This window comes from Serratia sp. EWG9 (assembly GCF_019913725.1).
In the GTDB taxonomy this organism is placed as follows: Bacteria; Pseudomonadota; Gammaproteobacteria; order Enterobacterales; family Enterobacteriaceae; genus Serratia; species Serratia ureilytica.
This window is the reverse complement of sequence record NZ_JADNRO010000007.1, coordinates 220,877-244,266: the sequence shown is the minus strand read 5'-3', so window position 1 is coordinate 244,266 and position 23,390 is coordinate 220,877. Positions and strand designations below refer to the sequence as shown.

Annotated in this window: 23 protein-coding genes and 1 pseudogene; 7 read left to right on the top strand and 17 right to left on the bottom strand. The window is 63.8% G+C overall.

The genetic code is table 11. The features are described 5' to 3' along the window. Nucleotides 1–100: 100 nt before the first annotated feature. A complete protein-coding gene (gene gabD, locus ITX55_RS17245) occupies nt 101–1,576 on the bottom strand; it encodes an NADP-dependent succinate-semialdehyde dehydrogenase (protein WP_089194911.1) in 1,476 nt (491 codons plus the stop codon). A gap of 211 nt (nt 1,577–1,787) precedes the next feature. Between gabD and ITX55_RS17240 the strand changes: the two genes are divergently transcribed. Further along, complete coding sequence (locus tag ITX55_RS17240) at nt 1,788–2,003, top strand: glycogen synthase (protein WP_004935234.1); 216 nt, start codon at nt 1,788–1,790, stop codon at nt 2,001–2,003. Nucleotides 2,004–2,045: 42 nt separating this feature from the next. Here ITX55_RS17240 and ITX55_RS17235 read toward each other — a convergent pair whose 3' ends face one another. Further along, nucleotides 2,046–2,960, bottom strand: coding sequence for a pyridoxamine 5'-phosphate oxidase family protein (locus tag ITX55_RS17235; protein ID WP_047025405.1), 915 nt, complete (start codon nt 2,958–2,960; stop codon nt 2,046–2,048). A gap of 4 nt (nt 2,961–2,964) precedes the next feature. After that, nucleotides 2,965–3,582 carry a glutathione S-transferase family protein gene (locus ITX55_RS17230; protein WP_033643625.1) on the bottom strand — a complete coding sequence of 206 codons (618 nt, stop codon included), beginning with the start codon at nt 3,580–3,582 and terminating at the stop codon, nt 2,965–2,967. Between the two features lie 98 nt (nt 3,583–3,680). Between ITX55_RS17230 and ITX55_RS17225 the strand changes: the two genes are divergently transcribed. From ITX55_RS17225 to ITX55_RS17205, 5 genes are all read left to right on the top strand, one after another. After that, nucleotides 3,681–4,592 (top strand): LysR family transcriptional regulator, encoded by a 912-nt coding sequence (locus tag ITX55_RS17225; RefSeq protein WP_108681039.1) that lies wholly within the window; start codon nt 3,681–3,683, stop codon nt 4,590–4,592. Nucleotides 4,593–4,739: 147 nt separating this feature from the next. Further along, nucleotides 4,740–5,537, top strand: a complete 798-nt coding sequence (locus tag ITX55_RS17220) for an alpha/beta hydrolase (RefSeq protein WP_060660544.1) — start codon at nt 4,740–4,742, stop codon at nt 5,535–5,537. Nucleotide 5,538: 1 nt separating this feature from the next. After that, nucleotides 5,539–5,910 carry a RidA family protein gene (locus ITX55_RS17215; RefSeq protein ID WP_033643621.1) on the top strand — a complete coding sequence of 124 codons (372 nt, stop codon included), beginning with the start codon at nt 5,539–5,541 and terminating at the stop codon, nt 5,908–5,910. Nucleotides 5,911–5,968: 58 nt separating this feature from the next. After that, nucleotides 5,969–7,156, top strand: coding sequence for an amino acid aminotransferase (locus tag ITX55_RS17210; protein WP_108681037.1), 1,188 nt, complete (start codon nt 5,969–5,971; stop codon nt 7,154–7,156). A gap of 20 nt (nt 7,157–7,176) precedes the next feature. Further along, nucleotides 7,177–8,574: an amino acid permease gene (locus tag ITX55_RS17205; protein ID WP_108681035.1), complete on the top strand. Its 1,398-nt coding sequence runs from the start codon at nt 7,177–7,179 to the stop codon at nt 8,572–8,574. A 37-nt stretch (nt 8,575–8,611) separates the two neighbouring features. Here ITX55_RS17205 and paaY read toward each other — a convergent pair whose 3' ends face one another. From paaY to paaA, 13 genes and pseudogenes are all read right to left on the bottom strand, one after another. Continuing rightward, a complete protein-coding gene (gene paaY, locus ITX55_RS17200) occupies nt 8,612–9,208 on the bottom strand; it encodes a phenylacetic acid degradation protein PaaY (protein WP_033643617.1) in 597 nt (198 codons plus the stop codon). Nucleotides 9,209–9,220: 12 nt separating this feature from the next. Beyond that, nucleotides 9,221–10,159, bottom strand: coding sequence for a phenylacetic acid degradation operon negative regulatory protein PaaX (gene paaX / locus ITX55_RS17195; protein WP_033643616.1), 939 nt, complete (start codon nt 10,157–10,159; stop codon nt 9,221–9,223). Between the two features lie 78 nt (nt 10,160–10,237). Beyond that, nucleotides 10,238–11,545, bottom strand: a complete 1,308-nt coding sequence (gene paaK, locus ITX55_RS17190) for a phenylacetate--CoA ligase PaaK (protein WP_016927188.1) — start codon at nt 11,543–11,545, stop codon at nt 10,238–10,240. Between the two features lie 15 nt (nt 11,546–11,560). Beyond that, on the bottom strand, nt 11,561–12,766 hold the full coding sequence (gene pcaF, locus ITX55_RS17185; RefSeq protein WP_108681033.1) for a 3-oxoadipyl-CoA thiolase: 1,206 nt from the start codon (nt 12,764–12,766) through the stop codon (nt 11,561–11,563). Beyond that, a complete protein-coding gene (gene paaI, locus ITX55_RS17180) occupies nt 12,763–13,203 on the bottom strand; it encodes a hydroxyphenylacetyl-CoA thioesterase PaaI (RefSeq protein ID WP_033650803.1) in 441 nt (146 codons plus the stop codon). Before paaI ends, pcaF begins: the two co-directional genes overlap by 4 nt. Next, nucleotides 13,200–14,732: a 3-hydroxyacyl-CoA dehydrogenase gene (locus tag ITX55_RS17175; protein ID WP_108681031.1), complete on the bottom strand. Its 1,533-nt coding sequence runs from the start codon at nt 14,730–14,732 to the stop codon at nt 13,200–13,202. Before ITX55_RS17175 ends, paaI begins: the two co-directional genes overlap by 4 nt. A gap of 2 nt (nt 14,733–14,734) precedes the next feature. Next, a complete protein-coding gene (paaG, locus tag ITX55_RS17170; RefSeq protein ID WP_047025413.1) occupies nt 14,735–15,526 on the bottom strand; it encodes a 2-(1,2-epoxy-1,2-dihydrophenyl)acetyl-CoA isomerase PaaG in 792 nt (263 codons plus the stop codon). Nucleotides 15,527–15,529: 3 nt separating this feature from the next. Next, a pseudogene (paaF, locus tag ITX55_RS17165) lies at nt 15,530–16,301 on the bottom strand (2,3-dehydroadipyl-CoA hydratase PaaF). 8 nt (nt 16,302–16,309) lie between these two features. Next, on the bottom strand, nt 16,310–17,368 hold the full coding sequence (gene paaE / locus ITX55_RS17160) for a 1,2-phenylacetyl-CoA epoxidase subunit PaaE (protein ID WP_033643610.1): 1,059 nt from the start codon (nt 17,366–17,368) through the stop codon (nt 16,310–16,312). Nucleotides 17,369–17,381: 13 nt separating this feature from the next. Next, nucleotides 17,382–17,879: a 1,2-phenylacetyl-CoA epoxidase subunit PaaD gene (gene paaD / locus ITX55_RS17155; RefSeq protein WP_042784925.1), complete on the bottom strand. Its 498-nt coding sequence runs from the start codon at nt 17,877–17,879 to the stop codon at nt 17,382–17,384. Between the two features lie 9 nt (nt 17,880–17,888). Continuing rightward, a complete protein-coding gene (paaC, locus tag ITX55_RS17150) occupies nt 17,889–18,647 on the bottom strand; it encodes a 1,2-phenylacetyl-CoA epoxidase subunit PaaC (RefSeq protein WP_033650808.1) in 759 nt (252 codons plus the stop codon). An 8-nt stretch (nt 18,648–18,655) separates the two neighbouring features. Then, complete coding sequence (paaB, locus tag ITX55_RS17145) at nt 18,656–18,943, bottom strand: 1,2-phenylacetyl-CoA epoxidase subunit PaaB (protein ID WP_004935173.1); 288 nt, start codon at nt 18,941–18,943, stop codon at nt 18,656–18,658. Between the two features lie 21 nt (nt 18,944–18,964). Then, complete coding sequence (paaA, locus tag ITX55_RS17140) at nt 18,965–19,903, bottom strand: 1,2-phenylacetyl-CoA epoxidase subunit PaaA (protein WP_042784922.1); 939 nt, start codon at nt 19,901–19,903, stop codon at nt 18,965–18,967. Between the two features lie 317 nt (nt 19,904–20,220). Between paaA and paaZ the strand changes: the two genes are divergently transcribed. After that, nucleotides 20,221–22,287 (top strand): phenylacetic acid degradation bifunctional protein PaaZ, encoded by a 2,067-nt coding sequence (paaZ, locus tag ITX55_RS17135; protein WP_197755868.1) that lies wholly within the window; start codon nt 20,221–20,223, stop codon nt 22,285–22,287. A gap of 43 nt (nt 22,288–22,330) precedes the next feature. Here paaZ and ITX55_RS17130 read toward each other — a convergent pair whose 3' ends face one another. Then, complete coding sequence (locus ITX55_RS17130) at nt 22,331–23,224, bottom strand: Kdo hydroxylase family protein (protein ID WP_042784919.1); 894 nt, start codon at nt 23,222–23,224, stop codon at nt 22,331–22,333. Nucleotides 23,225–23,390 lie beyond the last annotated feature (166 nt).

Sequence of the window (23,390 nt, the reverse complement as noted above, 5' to 3'; positions counted from 1 at the left end):
CAAGCCAGGCATTGCGGCGCAGGGGCCGAGGAAGGCGAGGGCTAACGCGGTCGCTTTCCTCTGCGCGCGTCAGCGGCAGCCGATATGGATAGCGACCGCATCAGGCGCCCAGGCCGCCGAGGCACAGGTATTTGATCTCGAGATAGTCTTCGATGCCGTATTTTGAGCCTTCACGGCCCAAACCGGAGTGTTTCATGCCGCCGAACGGCGCCACTTCGGTGGAGATCAGCCCTTCGTTGATGCCGACAATGCCGTACTCCAGCGCTTCGGCCACGCGCATCACCCGGCCGATGTCGCGGCTGTAGAAGTAAGCGGCCAGGCCGAACGGCGTGTCGTTGGCCAGTTCGACGGCGTCGGCTTCCTGGCTGAAGCGGATCAGGGGCGCCACCGGGCCGAACGTCTCCTCGCGGAAGATTTTCGCCGTGCGCGGCACGTCGGTCAGGATGGTCGGGCTGAAGAAATTGCCGCCCAGCGCGTCAGGCTTGCCGCCCAGCAGCACCGAGGCGCCGTGCTCGACGGCGTCGGCGATATGCTCGCGCACTTTCTCCACCGCGTCCGGGTTAATCAACGGGCCGATGGTGACGCCGTCATCCAGGCCGTTACCGACTTTCAGCTTGGCGACGGCGGCTTTCAGTTTGGCGGCGAAGGCATCGTATACGCCGTCTTGCACCAGAAAACGGTTGGTGCAGACGCAGGTCTGGCCGGCGTTGCGGTATTTCGAGGCGACCGCGCCGGCCACGGCGGCGTCCAGATCGGCGTCGTTGAACACGATAAACGGCGCGTTGCCGCCCAGCTCCATGCTGGTTTTCTTGATGGTGGGCGCACACTGGGCCAGCAGCTGCGCCCCCACTTCGGTGCTGCCGGTGAAGGAGAGTTTACGCACGTCCGGGTTGGCGGTGAGTTCGCCGCCGATGCCTTTGCTGGGGCCGGTTATCACGTTGCACACCCCGGCGGGCAACCCGGCGCGCTCCGCCAGCACGGCGATCGCCAGCGCCGAGAACGGCGTTTGGCTGGCGGGGCGGATCACCCCGGTGCAGCCGGCGGCCCAGCCGGGGCCGGCTTTACGGGTGATCATCGCCGCCGGGAAGTTCCACGGGGTGATGGCGGCGAACACGCCGATCGGCTCTTTTTGCACGATGATGCGGCGACCGGCCTGCGGCTGTGGAATGGTGTCGCCATACACCCGCTTGCCTTCCTCGGCGAACCATTCGATAAAGGAGGCGGCATAGGCGATTTCACCGCGGCTTTCGGCCAACGGTTTGCCCTGTTCCGCCGTCATGATGCGCGCCAGATCCTCCTGATTTTCCATCATCAATTCAAACAGCCGCCGCAGCTTGCCGGCGCGCTCTTTGGCGGTCAGCGCGCGCCAGGCGGGCAGCGCTTTTTTGGCGGCGGCGATGGCGCGAGCGGTTTCTTCGGCGCCGAAGGCCGGCACGTGGCCGATCCGCTCGCCGTTGGCGGGGTTATGAATGGCGATCGTGCGGCCTTCCTGGGCCGGCAACCATTGCCCGTCGATGTAATTGGCCTCGCGGAACAGCGTGGGATCCTTGAGGGTGGCGCGGATACTGATGCTCATGAGTCTCTTCCTTTGCTGAGTTCAACGGAGTGGTCTATTCCATACGGCTCCCCTTTACCCTAGCAAACTTTGCCGCCGCCGTTTGCCAACGCGACGACAAGATGGCCGTTTTCTCACTGCGCATCTTCTGTACAAAAAATATCCGCCGTCGGGTCGATACTGAAAGAGCAGGCATATGACCCTTTTCGATGTGATTAAAAGGAGTGTGCGAATGATGAAATCAGTGGACAGACATCTCGCGGCCTACGGCAGCGAAATGGATTTTTTGGCGTCGAGCATCGCCCTGATGGAATGGCAAGGGCGGCAGATTGACGCCGGGCAGGTGGCCGGCAATATGTCGGAGCAGCAAAGCCGCCTGTTCTTTGCGCGGTTGAATTATTTTCGTCAGCTTTATCAGGCCGCATCGGCGGCCGAACACAGCCTGTAATTTCCGATCCAGCCCCGCCGCCGCGGGGCTTTTCATTTCAGCTCAGCGGCGCCACACCCCGGTCGCCAGCGTCGCCGGCGAATACTCCAGATTGCGCCCTCGCCACGGCAGCGCCGCCGCAAAACGCCAGGCGCGGCGCACGTCAAATCGCCAATAGCGTTCCGCCCCTTCGACGCCGGGATCCCCTTCCGCCTGCCAGAGGATTTGCGTTTCCCCCTGCAGATGCAGCACGTCGCCGCGATCGAAATCGATGAACAGCAGCGCCGCCCGCGGTTCGGCGAGCAGATTGCCCAACGTGTTCATGTAGCGGTTGCCGCGAAAGTCCGGCATCCACAGCGTGTCGCCTTCCAGATGGATAAAGCCGGGGCGGCCGCCGCGATGGGAAATATCCACGCCGCCCTGCGGCAGTGCCAGGTGCGCGCAGCTGGCGACGAAGCAGGTGTCCGCGGCGCGGATCAGCGCCTGCGCCGCCGCATCCAGCACGGCCAAATGCTCAACCGGCTGCGGCCGGCTGTCCACCGGGTAGAGTTCGCGGCGCTGAATGTACTGCGGGCAGTTGCCGAAGCTTTGCTGAACGAGGATTTCCACCCGGTTTTTGTCGGTGCGGCCGATGGCGCCGTTGGCGCGGTTGCGCCGCCGGTTGCTGAAATCCAGCCCCAGCGCGCCGACCGGCTTGCCGGGCAGCAACAGCGCCTGGGCGGGATCGTCGCTGCGGCGCGGCGCGCTGATGCGTAAATGCGTGTCGTCCGGCGTGCGTAAAAATCCGGGCGGGCCGGTGAACAGGGTGGCGATGGGCCAGCCTTGTTCATCCAGCGTGGCGACAAACAGGTAGGGCAGCGCGGCGAAAAACGCGCGGTGCTGATCCGGCATCGCGGGGTAGATGCCGCCGCCTACGCCGCCAAACCCGGCCAGCGTCTGTGCGCGCAGCTCATCGGGATGGAACAGTTGCGGGATCATGGCGTCAGCTCCCTGCCGGTTCCGGCAGGGCCGGCATGGCAAAGAAGCCGGGCAGTGCAGCGATGCGCGCCGCCCAGCGACGTATCGCAGGGTAAGGCGACAGCGAAATGCCGCCTTCGGCCGCGACCGCCACGTAGCTGTGGCAGGCCAGATCGGCGATGGTGGGGTGTTCGGTGGCCAGGTAGTCCCGCTCGCTCAGATGCTGTTCCATCTGCGGCAGGAAACGATCGCTGACCGCCCGCGCCGCCTGATAGTCCTCCGGCACGGCGAATTGGGCGATCAGTCGGCAGGCCGCCGGGCCGTAGCGGACTTCACCGGCGGCTTTGGAAAGCCAGGCCTGCACTCGCGCCGCCGCGGCCGGCTGTTCCGGCAGCCAGTGGCTGTCCGGCGCATAGCGCTTCACCAGATAGACCAGAATGGCGTTGCTGTCGGCCAGCGTCAGATCGCCATCCTGCAAGACCGGGATCTGGCCGAACGGGTTGAGCCGGCGGAAGGCTGCGCTCTGCCGTACGTCCGCCGAGGCTTCGACCCATGCATAGGGCAGCGCCAGCATGTGCAGCAGCAACGCCACGCGATGAACGTGGCCGGAAAGCGGGGTGCCGTAGAGTGTGATGGTGGACATGGCGTTTCTCCTCAGTGCTTTTTGTCAGCATACTCTTGCGTTGAACGAGCGAAATCCGGCAATGTGGAAATTGATAATTTCACTTTTCGGAAGAATATATGGATCGGTTAGACGAGTTGGCGATTTTCGTGGCGGTGGTGCAGCAAGGCAGCCTGGCGGCGGCCGGGCGCAAACTGCGGCGTTCGGCGCCGGCGATCACCCGGGCCATCGCCGCGCTGGAACAGCGTTTCGGCACCCGATTGGTGGAGCGCACGACCCGGCGGCTGGCGCCCACCGAAGCGGGTGCGCGGCTGTTGGAGCGCGCGCAACGGCTGCTGCAGGATTATCAGGCGGTGGTGCAGGATACCGCCGAAGCGCAGCTGAGCGGCTTGCTGCGCGTTACCTCGCCGGTGCAGTTCGGCCGCCGGTACGTGGCGCCGGTGGGGATGGCTTTTCTCGATGATTACCCGCAGATGCAGATCGAAATGGTATTGAACGATCGCAATCTCGATCTGATTGACGAAGGGTTGGATATCGCGGTGCGCATCGGTCATCTGCAGGACTCTTCCCGCGTGGCGCGGCGCCTGGGGCAGGTCAGCCGGGTGACGGTCGCCAGCCCGGATTACCTGGCGCGCTGCGGTGAACCGCGATCGCCGGCGCAGCTGGCGGAGCACGCCACCATCGTCGGCACCCAGCGGCCGTCGCTGCGCGAATGGCGCTTCGGCCCGCAGGAAAACGGCGAGCGCGTGCGATTGACGCCCCGGCTGTTGCTCAACGACGTGGAAGCGCAACTGCTGGCGGTGCGCGCCGGCAAGGGCGTCGCCCGGTTGCTCTCGTATCAGGTGGCGGACGATTTGGCCGCCGGCACGCTGGTGCGGCTGTTGACGGATCATGAGCCGTTGCCGATGCCGGTACAGCTGGTGGCGCAGCAGGCGCAGCACATGCCGCTGAAGGTGCGCGCCTTTTGGGATTATGCATTTGAACGGCTCAGCGCCTTGCCGCAAATTCAGCCGGACGGGCGGGGGAAATAAACGCAAAAAGTTTCATGGGTTAAACTTTTTCATTATTCATCAGGTTTTATTTTACCGGGCGCGCATTGCTGATGCGCCCGTCTTGACAATAATTTTGTCGGTGCTAATAGTTAATTCACATCTTAAATAATAAACGAAGTTTAATATATGAAACCACTTGCGGGGAGTTATGACAACGGCGCCACGGTGGATAATGAAGCGGCTATTTTGACTTCATTTCAAACCCGCAGCGCGGCTGTTTATAAACAGACGCGCCATGAAAATAATATTGCTTATGGCAACGGTGAACGCGAAACATTTGATTGGCTCTATTCTGCAAAGCAGCATCAGGGGACGTTAATTTTTATTCACGGCGGCTATTGGCAATTTTGCGATAAGGCGGATTTCGCCTTTATCGCCGCCGGGCCGCTGGCGTTGGGTTTTGACGTGGTGTTGGTGGAATATGCGCTCGCGCCGGCGGTGGATCTCGACGAAATATGCCGACAGATCGGAATGGCGCTGGATGCCATTCAGCGCCGCCTGCCGCCGCACTACGCCCATCCGGTTTATCTGTGCGGCCATTCCGCCGGCGGGCAGCTGGCGGCGCTCTGGCAGCAGCATGCGTTGGTGGATGCCGTCTTTCCCATCAGCGGCCTGTTCGAGCTGGCGCCGCTGCAACAAAGCTATGTCAATCGGGCGCTGCAGTTGACCACGCGGCAAATTGAAACGCTCAGCCCGGCGCGCCGCCTGCCGACGCGCGGCAAGCCACTTACGCTGTATTACGGCGCATTGGAGCTGCCGGAACTGAGAGGTCAGTCGCAACACTATCATGCGGCGCTGCGCCAACGCGGGCTGCCGGCTGAACTGGTCGCGGTGCCAGGCGCCAACCATTTCACCATCCTGGATGCGTTGTTCGCCGCCGACGGCGCGCTGCTTCGCCAACTTGACCACCACGGGAACCACTGACATGCGCGAGATTGTAGAGACCGGGCTGCCGGATATCGGCCAGCCTTTTTCCTGGGCCACCCGGGGCGGCGGCATGCTGTTTACCGCCCACGGCCCGGTGCGGGCGGACGGCAGCATCGACACCGGCGCGCCGGAGCGACAGATTGCGCTGACCTTCGATAACCTGGCGCAGACGCTGAAGGCGGCGGGCAGCCACAGCGATAAGGTGCTGCAGGTGATCGTGTATCTTACCGACGTTAACGACGTTAAATGGCTCGATGATATTTACCGGAAATACTTTAATTATCCTTATCCCAATCGCTCCACGGTTATCGTCGAGAAATTGGTGGTGCCCGGAATGAAAATAGAAATTACCGTCAGCGCCATCGCCTGATTTAATTTCTCCTTAAGCCTGTCTTCATATTAATTCAATAACGAGTTAAGGATGCGTCATGTTTAAACAGATTGCACCTTCCGCCGCCGATCCTATTATGTCGCTGATGGAAGCCTATTTGCAGGATCCCAATCCACAAAAAGTGAATTTAGGCATTGGGCTGTATTACGATCGGCAGGGGAATATTCCGCTGATGCAGGCGGTTGAGGCGGCCGAGCAGCGGTTGCTGGCGCTGCGCCGCCCGCACGGTTATCCGCCGATCGAAGGTTCGCCGCAGTTCGCCCGTCAGGTGCAGGCGCTGCTGTTCGGTGAGCAACAGGCGGCCGACATCGCCACGGTGCAGACCGTCGGCGGCTCCGGCGCGTTGAAGCTGGCGGCGGATTTTTTGCGCCACTTTCTGGCGCGCGGTGAAATCTGGGTGTCCGATCCTACCTGGGCCAATCATTGGGCGATTTTCGAAGGCGCCGGGCTGCGGGTGAATACCTATCCCTACTTTGATGAAGCGGCGGGCGGCCTGCGTTTCGCCGCCATGCTCGACGCGCTGGACAGCCTGCCGCCCGGCAGCGTGGTCTTACTGCACCCTTGTTGCCACAACCCAACCGGCACCGATCTGACGGCGGAGCAGTGGCGCGCCACGCTCGCCGTGCTGCAGCGACGCAGTCTGCTGCCGCTGTTCGATATCGCCTATCAGGGCTTCGGCGACGGGCTGGAGGAGGACTGCTTTGCATTGCGCGAAGCGCTGAAAACCGATCTGCCGTTTTTGGTCTGCAATTCGTTTTCCAAAAACGTCGCGCTGTATGGCCAGCGTCTGGGCGCGCTATCGGTGCGCTGCGCCGACGCGGAAAATGCCGCCAACGTCAAAGGGGCGTTAAAAACGCTGATCCGCCGCAGCTACTCCTGCCCGCCGACGCACGGCAGCCAGATCGTGGAAACCCTGCTCGGCGACGCCGAACTTGGCGAGCTTTGGCGCAATGAGCTGGCGGAAATGCGCTCGCGCATCAAGCAAATGCGTGAACAGCTGGCCGCCGGGCTGGCGCAGGGCGGCTCTTCGCTGGATCACCGGCGCATACGCGATCAGCGCGGCATGTTCAGCTATACCGGCCTGAACGAAGCGCAGCTGCAGACCTTGCGGCAGCGCTATGCCATCTATCTGGTCTCGCCCGGCCGCATGTGTCTGCCGGGGCTTAACCCCGGCAACATTGACTATGTGACCGCCGCGATCCTCGACGTCACCCGCACCGCCTAACTCCGCCCGGGAGCACAGCCATGCCACAGATGAATGATTTTGAGCATATCGCCCGCCGCCAGGGCGGGTTGAACAAGCATCTTACCGCCGGGCAGATGTCGATGCTGGCGATCGGCGGCGCCATCGGCACCGGGCTGTTTCTCGGCAGCGCCTACGCCATTCAGATGGCGGGGCCGTCGGTATTGCTGAGCTACCTGATCGGTGGCGTCATTGCGCTGCTGCTGATGGGCAGCCTGGCGGAAATGACCTCCGAACACCCGACGCCCGGCTCGTTCGGCGACTACGCCGAATTCTATCTCGGCCCGCTGTTCGGTTTTCTGGTGCGTTACTCTTACTGGTCTTGCGTGGTGCTGGCGGTGGGCACCGAAGTCACCGCCATCGGCATGTACATGCAGTTCTGGTTCCCGGCGACGCCGACCTGGCCGTGGGTGCTGCTGTTCTCGGCGGCGGTGATCGTCGTTAACGTGATCGGCGTGAAATCGTTCGGCCAGGTGGAATACGCGCTGTCCACCGTCAAAGTGACGGCGATCGTGGCGTTTATTCTGATCGGCATCGGCATTCTGGCGTTCTCGGGCAACCCGGCCTACGGCCTGCGCAACCTGACCGCCGGCGGCTTTATGCCGTTTGGCGTCAAGGGCATGTGGTTCGCGGTGATCGTGTCCATCTTCAGCTACCTGAGCATTGAAATGATCGCGGTGGCCGCCGGCGAGGCGAAGAATCCGGTGATTGCGGTGAAGGCGGCGTTCAAGGGCACCATCGTGCGGCTGTTCATCTTCTACATGCTGTCGATCGCCCTGATGCTGGCCATCGTGCCCTGGCGCCAGTCCGGCACCGGCGAAAGCCCGTTCCTGATGGCGATGAACGTGATCCATCTGCCCGCCGCCGCCGGTATTTTCAACTTTATCGTGCTGGTGGCGGCGCTGTCGGCAATGAACAGCCAGCTGTATATCACCACTCGCATGATGTTCTCGCTGTCGCGCGCCGGGCAGGCGCCGGCGGCGTTGGGGCGCGTCAGCCGGCGCGGTATTCCGGTCAATGCGCTGGCGATGTCGTGCATCGGTATCGTGGTGTCTATCGTGCTGAGCCTGGTGGCGCCGGAAACCTCGTTCGCCGCCATGATGTCTATCTCGGTGTATGGCGCCTGCTTTACCTGGCTGATGATTTTCGTCACCCACCTGTTCTTCCGCCGCCGGCATCGGCAGACCCACCTGAAATTTCGCATGTGGGGCTTTCCCTATACCACCTTGCTCGGCGCCGGGCTGATGGCAGCGTTGATGATCTCGACGGCGTTTACCGAATTCTTCCGCATGACGCTGTGGTTCGGTATTCCGTTCACCTTGCTGCTGGTGGCGGTTTATCACTTCCAGAGCCGCCGCGCGGTTGCGCCGTCGCCACTCAAGGCGCCGGAGGTGGAGTAATAAGGGGAGGGGCTGAGGCGCATCTCAGCCCCGGGGATTAAAGCTGGCTTTTCGGGATCAGGTGGTCGCCGAAGCTCAGGCGCCGGCGGCCCGGTTCGATTTCGGTCAGCGGCGCCACTTCGTGCAGCGAGGATTTGCAGCGCTGCACCAAATCCTGATACTCGCGGGTGCCGGCGATCTTCCAGGCCAGCTCCTGTTCGGTCAGATCGCGCAGCACGCGCGCCGGGCTGCCGACCACCAGCTTGTTGGCTTCGATCACCGCCGCGGCTTTGACGAACGCCATCGCGCCGACGATGGTGTTCTCGCCGATCTCCGCACCGTCCATCACCACCGCGTTCATGCCCACCATCGCGTTGCGGCGAATGCGGCAGCCGTGCAGGATGGCGCCGTGGCCGATATGGCCGTCTTCTTCCACCACCGTGTCCTGCTGCGGGAAGCCGTGCATCACGCAGTTGTCCTGAATGTTGGCGCCGTCGCAGATCACCAGGCGGCCAAAATCGCCGCGCAGGCTGGCGTTCGGGCCGATATACACGTGTTTGCCGACGATCACGTCGCCGATCAGCACCGCCGTCGGGTGCACGTAACTGCTGGGGTCAACGACCGGCGTCAGGCCGTCAATCTGATACACAGGCATAGCGTGAGTTCCTTAACATGTAGGGTCGCGCGGCAGGCCGCCGAAGCGCCGATAGTAGCCGGCGGCCGGCGCGGGCAGGGCGCCGATGGTGGTCTCCGCCAGCGCGCTGACGTACTCCGTCGCGGCGCGATCGACCTGCTGATAGAGATTGATGCACAGATTGCGGGCGATCTGGCCCTCCCACTGGGCGGGCAGCAGCGCGTCCGGCAGCAGCGGATCTTTCAACACCACGCGACGGAAGAAGTGAATCAATAATAGCTTAATCTGGAAACAGCGCAGCGGCGTCAGCGCCGCCGGGTCGACTTCGCGCAGCAGCGCCATCAGCGGCCGGAAAGAGACGATAAACTCATGATAACCGGCCGCCACCTCGCTCAATGACCAGCAGTCGGCCACCAGTTTCTGCAGCGTTTGCTCGGAGCGGTTGTAGGGGTAATCGGCGCGGAAGTAGATCACCTGCTCGCTGGCGTTCAATTCGCCGAGCAGCGCCGTCACGTCGGTTTGCGCATGGGTGGGGGCGGCCATCAGGTTGTTGGCGATCTGCCCGAACCCGAGCCAGCCCAGCTCTTTTTTCAGCCGCGCGCGCGCGTTTTTTTCGGCGCATTCCAGCAGCAACAGCTCCCACTTGCCGTCCCAGGCAGGCTGCTCGCGCAGATAGATCTTCGATTCGGCGTGGCGGAACTGGCGCATGCCCTGCTCGGTCACGCGGTAGAAGCTGCGGCGGCCGATTTTCTCCACCGCCAGCCACCCCTCTTTCTGAAGGCGGAACACCGAGGTGCGCACGAAGCGATCGCCGAAACCGAAGGCCTCCAGCAGCGCGCTCAGGCTGCCGAGCCACACTTCGCCGCCGCGGTGGCTGAGCGCGTCGCCGTACAGCGAAATGATCAGCGACGTGCCGCTGATCGGCTGGGCGTCGACGGCATGGCGAATGAACTCATCCAGTTTATGTTCCATATTTTTCCATGGGTTAGCCTTCGATGAGCCACAACATTACCATAATTTGGGGCGGCGTCATCCGTGACGCCGTGCGCCTCAGCGCGGCCGCAGATCGACCACGCGCTGCGCCTTGCCTTCCGAGCGCGGAATATCGCCGCAGTTGGCGATGCTGACGTCGGTGCTGACGCCCACGATCGATTTGATGTGGTGGCGCAGCTGGTGGCAGATATCGCAACGCTGCTGATGGCTGAGGCTGAGCGCCGATTCTTTCAGCTCGACGCGCACCGCCAGCGTGTCCAGATGCCCGCTGCGGCTGACCTGCAGTTGATAGTGCGGCGACAGCTGCTCGAACTGCATGATCTGTTCTTCCACCTGCGACGGGAAGACGTTGACGCCGCGGATGATCAGCATGTCGTCGGAGCGGCCGGTGATTTTGCCCATGCGGCGCATCTGGCGCGCGTCGCCCGGCAGCAGCCGGGTGAGATCGCGGGTGCGGTAGCGGATCACCGGCAGCGCCTCTTTGGTCAGGGTGGTGAACACCAGTTCGCCGTGCTCGCCGTCCGGCAGGGCGATGCCGGTCTCCGGGCAGATGATCTCCGGCAGGAAGTGGTCTTCCCAAATGGTGGGGCCGCCGCCGCTTTCCAGACATTCCATCGCCACGCCCGGCCCCATCACCTCCGACAGGCCGTAAATATCCAGCGCCTTGATGCCCATGCGGGTTTCGATTTCGTGGCGCAGGGCTTCGGTCCAGGGTTCGGCGCCGAACACGCCGAGCCGCAGCGAGCAGCCGCGCGCGTCGCCGCCCATTTTGCGCTCCAGTTCATCGATCAGCGTCAGGCAGTAGGACGGCGTCACCATGATGATGTCGGGTTTGAAATCGAGGATCAGCTGCGCCTGGCGTTCCGTCTGGCCGCCGGACATCGGGATCACCGTGGCGCCGAGCCGCTCCGCGCCGTAGTGCGCCCCCAGGCCGCCGGTAAACAGGCCGTAACCGTAGGCGACGTGCACCTTGTCTTTGGCGGTGGCGCCGCCGGCGCGCAGGCAGCGGGCGACGATATCGGCCCAGTTATCGATGTCGCGCTGGGTGTAGCCCACCACCGTCGGGCGGCCGGTGGTGCCCGAGGAGGCGTGGATGCGCACCACCTGTTCCATCGGCACCGCGAAGGTGTCGAACGGGTAGTTGTCGCGCAGATCCTGCTTGGTGGTGTAGGGGAAGCGCGCCAGATCGCTCAGCTGCTTAAGATCGTCGGGGTGTACGCCCGCCTGATCGAACTTGCGCTTGTACATCGGCACATTGTCGTAGGCGTGGTGCAGCGTCCACTTCAAACGCGCCAACTGCAACGCTTCAATCTCATCGCGCGAGGCGAATTCGATCGTTTCGAGGGGCTGTGGATTTATTGTCATGGTTAGCCTCAGGGGTCAGACACGCTCAATGATCATGGCGATGCCTTGGCCCACGCCGATGCACATGGTGCACAGAGCGTAGCGGCCGGCTCGCCGTTCCAGTTCAAACAGGGCGGCCAGCGCCAGGCGCGCGCCGCTCATGCCCAGCGGGTGCCCCAGAGCGATCGCGCCGCCGTTGGGGTTGACCTGCGGGGCATCGTCCGGCAGGCCAAGCTGGCGCATCACCGCCAACGCCTGGGCGGCGAACGCTTCGTTCAGTTCGATGACGTCCATCTGCGCCAGGCTCAGCCCGGCGATCTCCAGCACCTTGCGGGTGGCGGGCAGCGGGCCGATGCCCATCAGCCGCGGCTCCACGCCGCAGGTGGCGGTGGCAAGGATGCGCGCGCGCGGCGTCAGGCCCTGGCGCGCCGCCATCGCTTCGGAGGCGACGATCAGCGCGGCCGCGCCGTCGTTCAGCCCCGAGGCGTTGCCGGCGGTGACGCTGCCGGGCTGACGGAACGGGGTTTTCAGCGCCTGCAGCTGATCGAAGGTGGTATCGGCGCGCGGGTGTTCATCCTGGCTGAACAGGGTGACTGCGCCTTTTTTACCGGTGAGGCTGACCGGCGCTATCTCCTGCGCCAGGTATCCCAGCGCCTGCGCCCGGGCGGCGCGCTGCTGGCTGCGCAGCGCAAAGGCGTCCTGATCGGCGCGGCTGATGTTGAACTGCGCCGCGACGTTTTCGGCGGTCTCCGGCATCGAATCGGTGCCGAACTCGGCCTGCATGCGCGGGTTGACGAAGCGCCAGCCGAGGGTGGTGTCGTACAGCTGCGCCTGTCGGCTGAAGGCGCTGTCGGCCTTGCCCATCACCAGCGGCGCTCGGGTCATCGATTCCGCGCCGCCGGCCAGCATCAGCCCGGCGTCGCCGGCTTTGATGCTGCGCGCCGCCATCGCCAGCGCGTCCAGACCCGAACCGCACAGGCGGTTCACCGTGGTGCCGGAAACGCCGACCGGCAATCCGGCCAGCAGCAGCGCCATGCGCGCCAGATTGCGGTTGTCTTCCCCGGCCTGGTTGGCGCAGCCGAGGATCACATCGTCCAGCTGCGCCCAATCCACCTGTGGATAGCGCTCCAGCAGCACGCGCAGCGGCAGGGCGGCGAGGTCGTCGGCGCGCACCTGGGCCAGCGCGCCGCCATAGCGGCCGATCGGGGTGCGCACGCCGTCGCAGATAAATGCCTGATTCATGCCCGATCTCCTAAAATGCTGTGACCGAGGCGGTGCGCGCGGCCGCGAAACCAGGCGACGGTTTTGCCCTGTTGATTGACGATTTCGACGTCATACAGCCCGGTGGCTTTGCCCTGATGGCGCATCTGCGCGCTGGCGGTGAGGCGATCGCCGGCCAGCGCCGGGCGGACGAAGTCGATGCTGCAGCCGGAAGCCACCGCCGCCAGCCCCTGGCTGTTACAGGCGTAGGCGAAGGCGGTATCCGCCAGGCTGAACAGCTGGCCGCCATGGCAAGTCTGGTGGCCATTGAGCATCTGCGGGCCGACGGTCATGCTGACCTGCGCGTACCCTACGTCGACGGCATCGATGTGCATCCCCATCGCCTGAGCGCAGGTATCTTGCTGGAACATCTGTTCGGCGCAGCGCTGAGCCAGCGCGCGCGGCGTATTGGCGTTCATTGTTCGGCTCCTGGGAAAGCGGCGGGGGAAGCGTAGCGGCGCAGCAGCGGCATCGGGCGATAGCGTGCCTCGCCGTAATAGCGTTGCAGGTTTTCCAGCGTCGTCAGGATGTGGCGCCAGCCGAGCGCGGCGCCCCAGGCGAGCGGGCCGCGCGGATAATTGACCCCGCGCAGCATCGCCAGATCGGTATCCTCGGCGCCGGCGACGCCTTTGTTCACCACGTCGAGCGCTTCGTTGGCCAGCATGGCCAGGGTGCGCATCGTCAGCAGGCCGGGGTAATCCGGCAACGGGATGACGCGTTTGCCGAGGGACTGCAGCAGACGGATCGCTTTGGCATTGTGTTGCGCGCCGTTTTGCGCCGCACAGCTGATGGCGATGGCGGAGGCATGCGCATAGTCGGCACAGAGATCGAACAGCACCACGGGCGTTCCACGTTCGTCGGCCAGTTGGCCGGCGGTTTTACCATTGGTTAACATCAGTGTAACGTCGTCGATCGTGACGTGCGGGCTGGTCTGGCCAGGTTGTTTGATCGCCCCCGCATTTTCGCTTAACAGCTGCGCCAAATCGGCCAGCGAAGACCAGTCGCCGTGCAGCGTAACGCGCTGCGGTAGCGCGGCCTGCGCCGGTGGCGCAAAGGCGATCATCTCTGCGGTGGGGCGTTGCGCGTCGTAGCGGTAGAAGCCGCGGCCGGATTTGCGGCCAAGGCGCCCGGCGGCCACCAGCTCCTGCTGCACCAGCGAGGGGGTGAAACGCGGATCCTGGTAGAAGGCCTGATACACCGAGTCGGTCACGGCGTAATTGACGTCCTGGCCGATCAGATCGGTCAACTGCAGCGGGCCCATGGCGAAACCGCCGGCGTCGCGCATTACCGCATCCAGGGTGGCGGCGTCGGCCACCCGTTCCTCCAGTGCGCGCAAGGTTTCGGCGTAGAACGGCCGCGCCACGCGGTTGACGATGAATCCCGGCGTCGAACGACACACGACGCTCTGCTTACCCCAGCGCTGAGCCAGGGCTTGCAGCGCGGCGAGGGTCTCGGCCCCGGTCTCCAGACCGCTGACGATCTCCACCAGCTTCATCAGAGGCGCCGGGTTGAAGAAGTGCAGCCCGGCCATGCGCTGTGGGTGTTGCAAGGCGCCGGCGATGGCGGTGATCGACAGCGAAGAAGTATTGCTGGCGAACAGCGCCGTGGGCGAGCAGATCGCTTCCAGATCGCGGAACAGGCTCTGCTTGATCGCCAGATTTTCCGCCACCGCTTCAATCACCAGCGCGCTGTCGGCCATTTGCTCGAGCGAATCGGCGCGTTCGAGACGCGCCAGCAGCGCCTCGGTGGTGTTTGCGTCGGCCTTGCCGCCGTCGACCCGCTGCCGCAGGCGGCGAGCGAGTTCGTCGATCGCGCGCTGGGCGGCGGCGGGGGCGATATCGAACAGCCGCACCGGGTGACCGGCGGCGGCGGCCACCTGCGCAATGCCGATGCCCATGGTGCCGGCGCCGATCACCGCCACCTGGCCGTTAAGAAGGGACGCGTTCATGGCTATTTCCCGCTGAAGTTTGGCGTGCGTTTGGCGAAGAACGCGCTGACGCCTTCGCGGTAGTCGTCGCTGCGGCCGCCCAATCGCTGCAGATCGCGCTCCAGATCGAGTTGTTGATCGAGGCTGTTGGTGGCCGAACTGTAGATGGCTTTCTTGATTAGCCCCAGACCGTAAGTCGGCTGGGTGGCCAGATGGCGCGCCAGCGTTTGCGTGCGGTCGGCCAATTCATCCGCCGGCACCACCTGCCAGATCATGCCCCACTCCAGCGCCTGTTGGGCGCTGATTTTGTCGCCCAGCATGGCCATGCCCATCGCGCGGGCGTGGCCGGCCAGCCGCGGCAGGAACCAGCTGCCGCCGGAATCCGGCACCAGCCCCAGGCGGCAGAATGACTGAATAAAGCCGGCATTGTCGGCGGCGATGACGATGTCGCACGCCAGAGCCAGCGCGGCGCCGGCGCCGGCCGCCACGCCGTTGACCGCGCACACCACCGGTTTGGGCAGGGCGGTCAGGCGGCGGATCAGGGGGTTGTAGAAACGTTCGACCGACAGGCCGAGGTCCGGCGCCTGTTGATCGGCGCTGACGTTGCGATCGTTGAGATCCTGCCCGGCGCAGAAACCGCGGCCGGCGCCGGCGATCAGCAGGCAGCGCACGTTGTCGTCGCGTTCGGCTTGCGTCAGCGCTTCGCTCAGTTGGCGATGCATTTCGTCGTTAAAGCTGTTGAGCCGATCCGGCCGGTTGAGGGTCAGCGTCAACACGCCGGCCTCGAGATGACTGAGAATCAATGCGTTATCCATAAATCAGCGTCCCTGATAGTTTGGCGTACGTTTTCGAAAAGGCGGCGATGCCTTCGCGGCGATCGTCGGTGGCGGCCAGGGTGACGAACTGCTGACGCTCCATCGCCAGCCCTTGGCTAAGGCCGGTTTCCTCGGCCTGTTTCAGCGCCTGCTTGGCGGCGCGCAGCGCCAGCGGCGCCTGACGGCTGATGCGATCGGCAATCTGCTGCGTGCGCTCCAGCGTCAGGGCATCGACGCACACTTCGCTGATAAGGCCAGCCTGCAGCGCGGTGCGGGCGTCGATGGCTTCGCCGGTCAGCACCATCTGGCTGGCGCGCGACTTGCCGACGCAGCGGATCAGGCGCTGGGTGCCTCCGGCCCCCGGCATCAGGCCGAGGGTGATCTCCGGCAGGCCGAAGCGGGCGCTTTCGCCGCCGATAACGATGTCGCAGGCCAGCGCCAACTCGCAGCCGGCGCCCAGGGCATAGCCGTTCACCGCCGCCAGCAGCGGCTTGCTGAACTGCGACAGCCGCTGCCACAGCTGCGGACGGCGATCCGCCAGCGCGGCCGGCAGATCCTGCCGTTGCAGCTCGTGCAGATCGGCCCCGGCGGCGAAGAAACGCGCCGCGCCGGCGATCACCACGGCGCCCACGCCGCTGTCGGCATCGGCCTGCTCCAGCAGAAACACCAGCTGTTCCAGGCAAGGGGTGCTCAGGGCATTGCGCGCCTCCGGGCGGTGCAGCGTCAGCGTGACCACGCGGTGCTGCTGCTGGCGCAAAATAAAGGGGGTATCCATCGCGGCTCCTAGACGTCGAAGTCCAATACCACGCCGTCGCCTTTCGGCCACGACTGGCAGCTCAATACATAGCCCGCCGCCAACTGATCCGGCTCCAGGCTGTAGTTGACGCCCATCTCCACCTGGCCGGCCTTCAGACGGCATTTGCAGGTGGCGCATACGCCGCCTTTGCAGGCGTAGGGCAGGTCGGCGCCCTGGCGCAGCGCAGCGTCGAGAATGCTGTCGTCCTGTTCGCCGAGCTCGATATCCAACCGGCGGCCGTCGAGCAGGATTGTCACCCTGGCGGCGTTGCGATCGCCGCTGTGGCGCGGTCGGGCGACCAGGCCGCTGGTGTTGAAACGTTCGCTGTGGATGTGGTTGGCCGGGACGCCGGCCTGTTCCAGCACGGTCTGCGCGTCGTCCATCATCGATTCCGGCCCGCAGATGAAGGCGTGGTCATAGTCGCGGAAATCCAGCAGCGCGCCGCCGATCGCCGTCAGGCGTTCACGATCGATGCGGCCGCTGAGCAGCGGGCTGTCGAGGCTCTCCTGGCTGAACAGGTACAGCGGCTGAAAACGCTGCGGGTAGCGGTTTTTCAGATCCGACAGCGCTTCTTTGAACATCATCGAACGGCTGTTGCGGTTGCCGTAGATCAGGGTAAAACTGCTGCCCGGTTCGAGCTGCAGCGTCGCTTTGATGATCGACAGCATCGGCGTGATGCCGGAGCCGGCGGCGATCGCCAGGTAATTGCCGCGGCGTTCCGCCTGCGGCTGATAGCCGAAGCGCCCCTGCGGCACCATCACTTCCAGCGCATCGCCGACTTTCAGCATACGGTTGACGAAGCCGGAGAAACGGCCCTGATCAATCGCTTTTACGCCGATCTGCAGCAGGCCTTCCTGCGGTGAACTGCAGATGGAATAGCAACGCCGCAGCTCTTCGCCGTTGACCCGCGCTTTGAGCGTCAGGTGCTGGCCGGGGGTGTAGCGGTATTGGTTTTGCAGCTCTTCGGGCACCCGCAGGGTGATGGCTACGGCGTCCGGCGTTTCGCGCTCGATGGCGGCGACGTTCAGGCGATGAAAGACCGTCATGGTGTCAGCGCTCCTATATGCATTTGAAGTAGTCGAACGGTTCCCGGCAGTCGCAGCAGCGGTACAGCGCTTTACAGGCGGTGGAGCCGAACTCGCTGATCTTCTCGCTGTGGGTGCTGCCGCAGCGCGGGCAGGCGACCGGGCCGTGGGCGTGCGGCCGATCGCAGGTGTGGCCCTGCGGGGGCGCTACGCCGTATTGCCGCAGCCGCTCGCGGGCGTCGGCGTTCATCCAGTCGGTGGTCCAGGCCGGGCTGAGGCGAATGTCCACCCGCACCGGGCTGAATCCGGCGGCCGTCAGCCGCTGCTCGATGGCGTTGAGCAAAAATTCGGTGGCCGGGCAGCCGGAATAGGTTGGGGTGAAGGTCACGCGCCAGCCGCTGTCGTCGCGCACCACGTCGCGCACCATGCCCAAATCGGTGATCGACAGCACCGGCAGTTCGGGATCGCTGATCTGCTGCAGGCAGTGCCAAATCTGCGGGATTTCGGCGGGTTGCAAACGAGTGACGTTCATCGCGGCCTCCTACCACTGACTGTTTGGATAGGCGCGCTGCAGGAACTGCATCTCCGCCAGCAGCGGGCCGAGGTGTTCGCTGTGCTGACCTTGCTTGCCGCCGTGACGGAACGCCTGCTCGGCAGGCAGCGTCAAGGTCGCCTGGCGCAGCGTCTCCGCCACCAGCGCCTGCCAGGGGGCCTGCAGCTCGCGCGGATCGACGGCGATGCCTTGTTCTGCCAACGTCAGCTCCAGCGCGTCGGCATGGAACAGTTCGGCGGTGAAACGCCACAGGTTATCCAGCGACTGTTGGATCTTGCGGTGGCTGATATCGTTGCCGTCACCGAGGCGGATCATCCAGCCGCGGCTGAAACGCAGGTGGTAATCGGCTTCCTTCAACGATTTGGCGGCGATGGCGGCGATCTGCGCATCGCGGCTGCGGCTTAGCGCCTGGTGCAGCTGCACGTGGTAGGCGTCGAGCAGGAATTGGCGCACCAACGTGTCGTTGAAACCGCCGTTCGGCTGTTCCGCCAGCAGCAGGTTATGGAACTGGCGCTCGTCACGGCCGAAGGCCAGGCTGTCTTCGCTGCAGGGCGGGCCGGCCAGTTCGGCGGCGTAGCCCAGGAAGTGGCGCGCCTGGCCGAGCAGATCGAGACCGATGTTGGCCAACGCCAGATCGATCTCCAGCTCGGGCGCGTGGCCGCACCAGGCGCACAGGCGCTGGGCGAGGATCAAAGGCGTGTCGCCCTGGCGGAGCAAATAGCTGATGCGCGGATCGTTAACCGTCATGGTCGCCTCTACATGTTCTTGATGCCGTCAGGGATGGTGTAAAACGTCGGATGACGGTAGATCTTGTCTTCGGACGGATCGAAGAACGCGCCGCGATCTTCCGGCTGCGAGGCGATCAGATGGCGCGATTGCACCACCCAGATCGAGCAGCCTTCGTTGCGGCGCGTGTAGGCGTCGCGGGCGTTTTCCAGCGCCATTTGGTCGTCTGCGGCGTGCAGGCTGCCGACGTGGCGATGCGCCAACCCTTGTTTGCTGCGGATAAACACTTCATACAGCGGCCATTCAACGTGGCTCATGATCTCGGTTCCTTATGTTGGCTATGCGGCGGAAGCGGCGTTTTTCGCGGCGTGGGCCATGGCGCCGTCGCGTACCCAGGCGCCGTCTTCCCAGGCGCGGCGTTTGGCCTGCAGGCGTTCGTGGTTGCATTGGCCGCGTCCTTTGATCACTTCATGCAGTTCGCTCCAGTCGATCTCGCCGAAGCGATAGTGGCCGGCGGCCTCGTCCCAGGTAAGACTCGGGTCCGGCGCCGTCATGCCCAGCGCCTCAAGTTGCGGCACGGTGTTGTCGACGAACTTTTGCCGCAGTTCATCGTTGCTGTGGCGTTTGATTTTCCAGGCCATGCTCTGGGCGCTGTGAGGGGAGTCGGCGTCGCTCGGGCCGAACATCATCAGCACCGGCCACCAGAAGCGATCGATGGCGTCCTGCAACATCGCGCGCTGCGCATCGCTGCCGTGGGCCATCGCCATCACCGCCTCGTAGCCCTGGCGCTGGTGGAAGCTTTCCTCTTTGCAGATTTTCACCATCGCCCGCGCGTAGGGGCCGAAGGACGCGCGGCACAGCGCCACCTGGTTGACGATGGCGGCGCCGTCGACCAGCCAGCCGATCACGCCGATATCCGCCCAGTTGAGCGTGGGGTAATTGAAGATCGAGGAGTACTTCATTTTGCCGTCGAGCATCTTTTGGTAGATGTCCTGGCGCGAACAGCCGAGGGTTTCGGCGGCGCTGTAGAGGTACAGGCCGTGGCCGGCCTCATCCTGCACTTTGGCCAGCAGCACCGCTTTGCGGCGCAGCGTGGGGGCGCGCGTCAACCAGTTGGCTTCCGGCAGCATGCCGATGACTTCCGAATGGGCGTGTTGGCCAATCTGCCGAATCAGGTTCTGACGGTAAGCGTCCGGCATCCAGTCTTTGGCTTCGATAGCGATATCCGCCGCGATCTTGGCGTCGAAATGCTGCTGATACTGTGCTTCAGTTGTCATGCTTGCCTCTTGGTGATTCGTATTTTTCACATTGAATATAAAAATGTGAATCACTTTAACTAACCATAAGGCTACAAACTGATAACAAAAAGATCAAACGAGATTCATGTGGTTTTGCGAGCGCACTCACAAGTGAATTGATTATACTGTTGATTTTACTTGATAAATAAAGTCAACAACTCTGTGTTAACGACAGGGAAAGCGGCTTGAACGCGCTTCTTGTTCTCTTTTTGTTAAAATTGAGTTTGGCGTAAACTGGCATTTATGTGATACGTAATTAAGCTGTAGGGTGAAAATTTATGAATTTTGGAGGGCACATGCAGCAGTTACACAGTTATCTTTCTGGCGCCTGGGTGTATGGGCAGGGAGAGAGCCGCGAGATCCGCCACGCCGTGACCGGCGAGGCGCTGTACCAGGTCTGCTCCGACGGCCTGCCGTTAGCGGCGAGCCTGAGCTATGCCCGCCGCCACGGGGGGCCGGCGCTGGCGCAAATGACGTTCCAGCAGCGCGCCCAGATGCTGAAAGCGGTGGCGAAACACCTGCTGGCGCACAAAGAGGCGCTGTATCAGATTTCCTATCAAACCGGGGCGACGCGCAGCGACGGCTGGGTCGATATCGAAGGCGGCATCGCCACGCTGTTCGCCTATGCCGGCATGGCCGGCCGCGATCTGCCGGATGATACCCTGTGGCCGGAGGATGAGCTGATCCCGTTGTCGAAACAGGCGCAGTTCGCCGCTCGCCACGTATTGACCTCGCGCCCGGGCGTGGCGCTGCATATCAACGCCTTCAACTTCCCTTGCTGGGGCATGCTGGAAAAACTGGCGCCGACCTGGCTGGCGGGCATGCCGGCCATCATCAAGCCGGCCACCGCCACCGCGCAGCTGACGCAGGCGATGGTCAGGCTGATCGTCGACAGCGGGCTGGTGCCGGAAGGGGCGCTGCAGTTGGTATGCGGTGGCGTCGGCGACATGTTTGCGCACCTGGATTATCAGGATGCGGTGACGTTCACCGGTTCGGCGCAGACCGGGCAGCGGCTGCGCGCGCACCCGCGGCTGTTGGAGAAATCGATCGCCTTCACCATGGAGGCGGATTCGCTCAACTGCTGCGTGCTGGCGGAAGACGTAACGCCGGAGATGCCGGAGTTTGCGCTGTTTATCAAAGAGGTGTGCCGTGAAATGACCGCCAAGGCGGGGCAGAAATGCACGGCGATCCGCCGCATCATCGTGCCGGCGGCGCAGGTGGTTGCGGTGCGTCAGGCCTTGTTGCAGCGCCTGGCTGGGGTGACGGTGGGCGACCCGCAGCTGGAGCAGGTGCGCATGGGGGCGTTGGTCAGCCACGAGCAGCGTGATGATGTGCAAAGCAAGGTGGAGTTCCTGCTGCGCAACGGCTGCGAGCCGCTGTGCGGCGCGGCGCTGGATAAGCTGGAAATCCTGGGCGACGGCGCGCGCGGCGGGGCGTTTTATCCGCCGACCTTGCTGTATTGCGCCGATCCGTTCACCCATCAGGCGGTGCACGGCACTGAGGCCTTCGGCCCGGTGGCGACGCTGATGCCGTATGCGGATACCGAGCAGGCGATCGCGTTGGCGTTGCTGGGGCAGGGCAGCCTGGCGGGCTCGCTGGTGACCGCCGATCCGGCATTGGCCAAGCGCTTCATTCGCGCGACGGCGTGCGCCCACGGCCGCATGTTGATTTTGGATGAACAGGCGGCGGCGGAGTCCACCGGCCACGGTTCGCCGCTGCCGATGCTGGTGCATGGCGGCCCGGGGCGCGCCGGCGGCGGTGAAGAGCTGGGCGGATTGCGTGCGGTGAAGCACTATATGCAGCGCACGGCGATCCAGGGCAGCCCGGCAATGCTGGCGGCCATCGGCGGCGAATGGGTGCGCGGCGCGCCGGTCGCCGAGCACCCGGTACATCCGTTCCGGAAATACTTCGAGCAGCTGCAGCTGGGCGACAGCCTGTTGACCGCGCGCCGTACCGTGACCGAAGCGGATATCGTCAACTTCGCCTGCCTGAGCGGCGATCATTTCTACGCGCACATGGACAAGATCGGCGCCGCCGATTCGCTGTTCGGCGAGCGGGTGGCGCACGGTTACTTTGTGGTGTCCGCCGCGGCCGGGCTGTTTGTCGATGCCGCCGTCGGGCCGGTGATCGCCAACTACGGCATGGAGAATCTGCGCTTTATCGAACCGGTGAAGATCGGCGACACCATTCAGGTGCGGTTGACCTGCAAGAAGAAGATCCGCAAGCCGCAGAAAACCGCCGAAGATCGGCCGCACGGCGTGGTGGTGTGGGATGTGCAAGTATTGAATCAGGAACAGCAGCCGGTGGCGCTGTACAGCATCCTGACGTTGGTGGCGCGCCAACAGGGGGACTTCGAGGCGTGATGCGCGCTTGCCGCCGCCGGAGCTGCCGGCGGCGGCAATCTATTCAGATCAGCGGCTGACCGCGCAGCTGTTCCAGCACTTTCAGCGGCGAGCGCTGCGGATCCTGCATCTTGTTCACCGGCAGCAAGAAGGTCTGTTCCAGCATAAACTGGCCGCCCATCGCGGCGTGCGGCGTTTGATCCGAGAAGCAAATCCAGCTGCTGCCCGGCGGAAACGCCAGCGCCAGCTGCGGCCCCTGTTGTTGATAATCGCCATCGGCCTTCATGGCGTCATGCAACTGCAGCATCAGGTGGTCATAATGGCTGCGGCGGGTTTTGGTGATGCGTACCCGGTGCTGCAGCCAGCTGCTGAAGGCGGAGTAGCGCGCCAGATGCGGCATGAAGCGTTGCGCCAGCTCAGGGAACGGTTCGCCGACGCGCCATTGGCGATGTTCACCGTGCGGATTGATGTTGGTGAAAATGCGCAGAATACGTTCACCGTAGTTCGGGCGCGACGGGAAAGCATCGACGTGCAGCCGGCTGTCGTCTTTGCGCCAGGAGCTGCTTGCGCGCCAGGCCGAAACCGGATGCAAACGCAGGCTGCCGGTCGGATGGTGCAGCGCCTCCCGATACTCGGGCAACAGCCCGGCGATCAGCTGGCGGCAAGATTGGTAATAACGTTCCAGCAGTTGCTGAACCTGCTGCCGGCGCTCCGCGACGGCGACGCCGGTCAGCTTGCCGGACAGCGGTTGATAGCTGATGTTTTTGCGCTTCGGATCGACCAGCGCCGGATCCAGCAGCGGCATTTCCTGCTCAGACAGGGTGAAGGCCAGTTCGGGCAGAAACAGCACCTTGCCCTGTTCCAGTTCGCTGACCGCGCTGGATGCTTCCGCTGCCGCCCATTGTCGCAACGGCAGCGTCAGGACGGCCTGTTCACGCATAATATCGCCAGTAGGCATGAGATCTCCTCGCAAATCTATATCGCTTTATTCCCGCCTTTCAGGTTGCCGCGTGGTTGGCTGCACTGGCTTGCGCCGTGGCTGGCTGGAGCGACGCCAAAAGTCTTTGCGTCGGTCGCCCAAATGCAACGTGAAATTTATGGGTTCTATTATGGATGTATCAGCA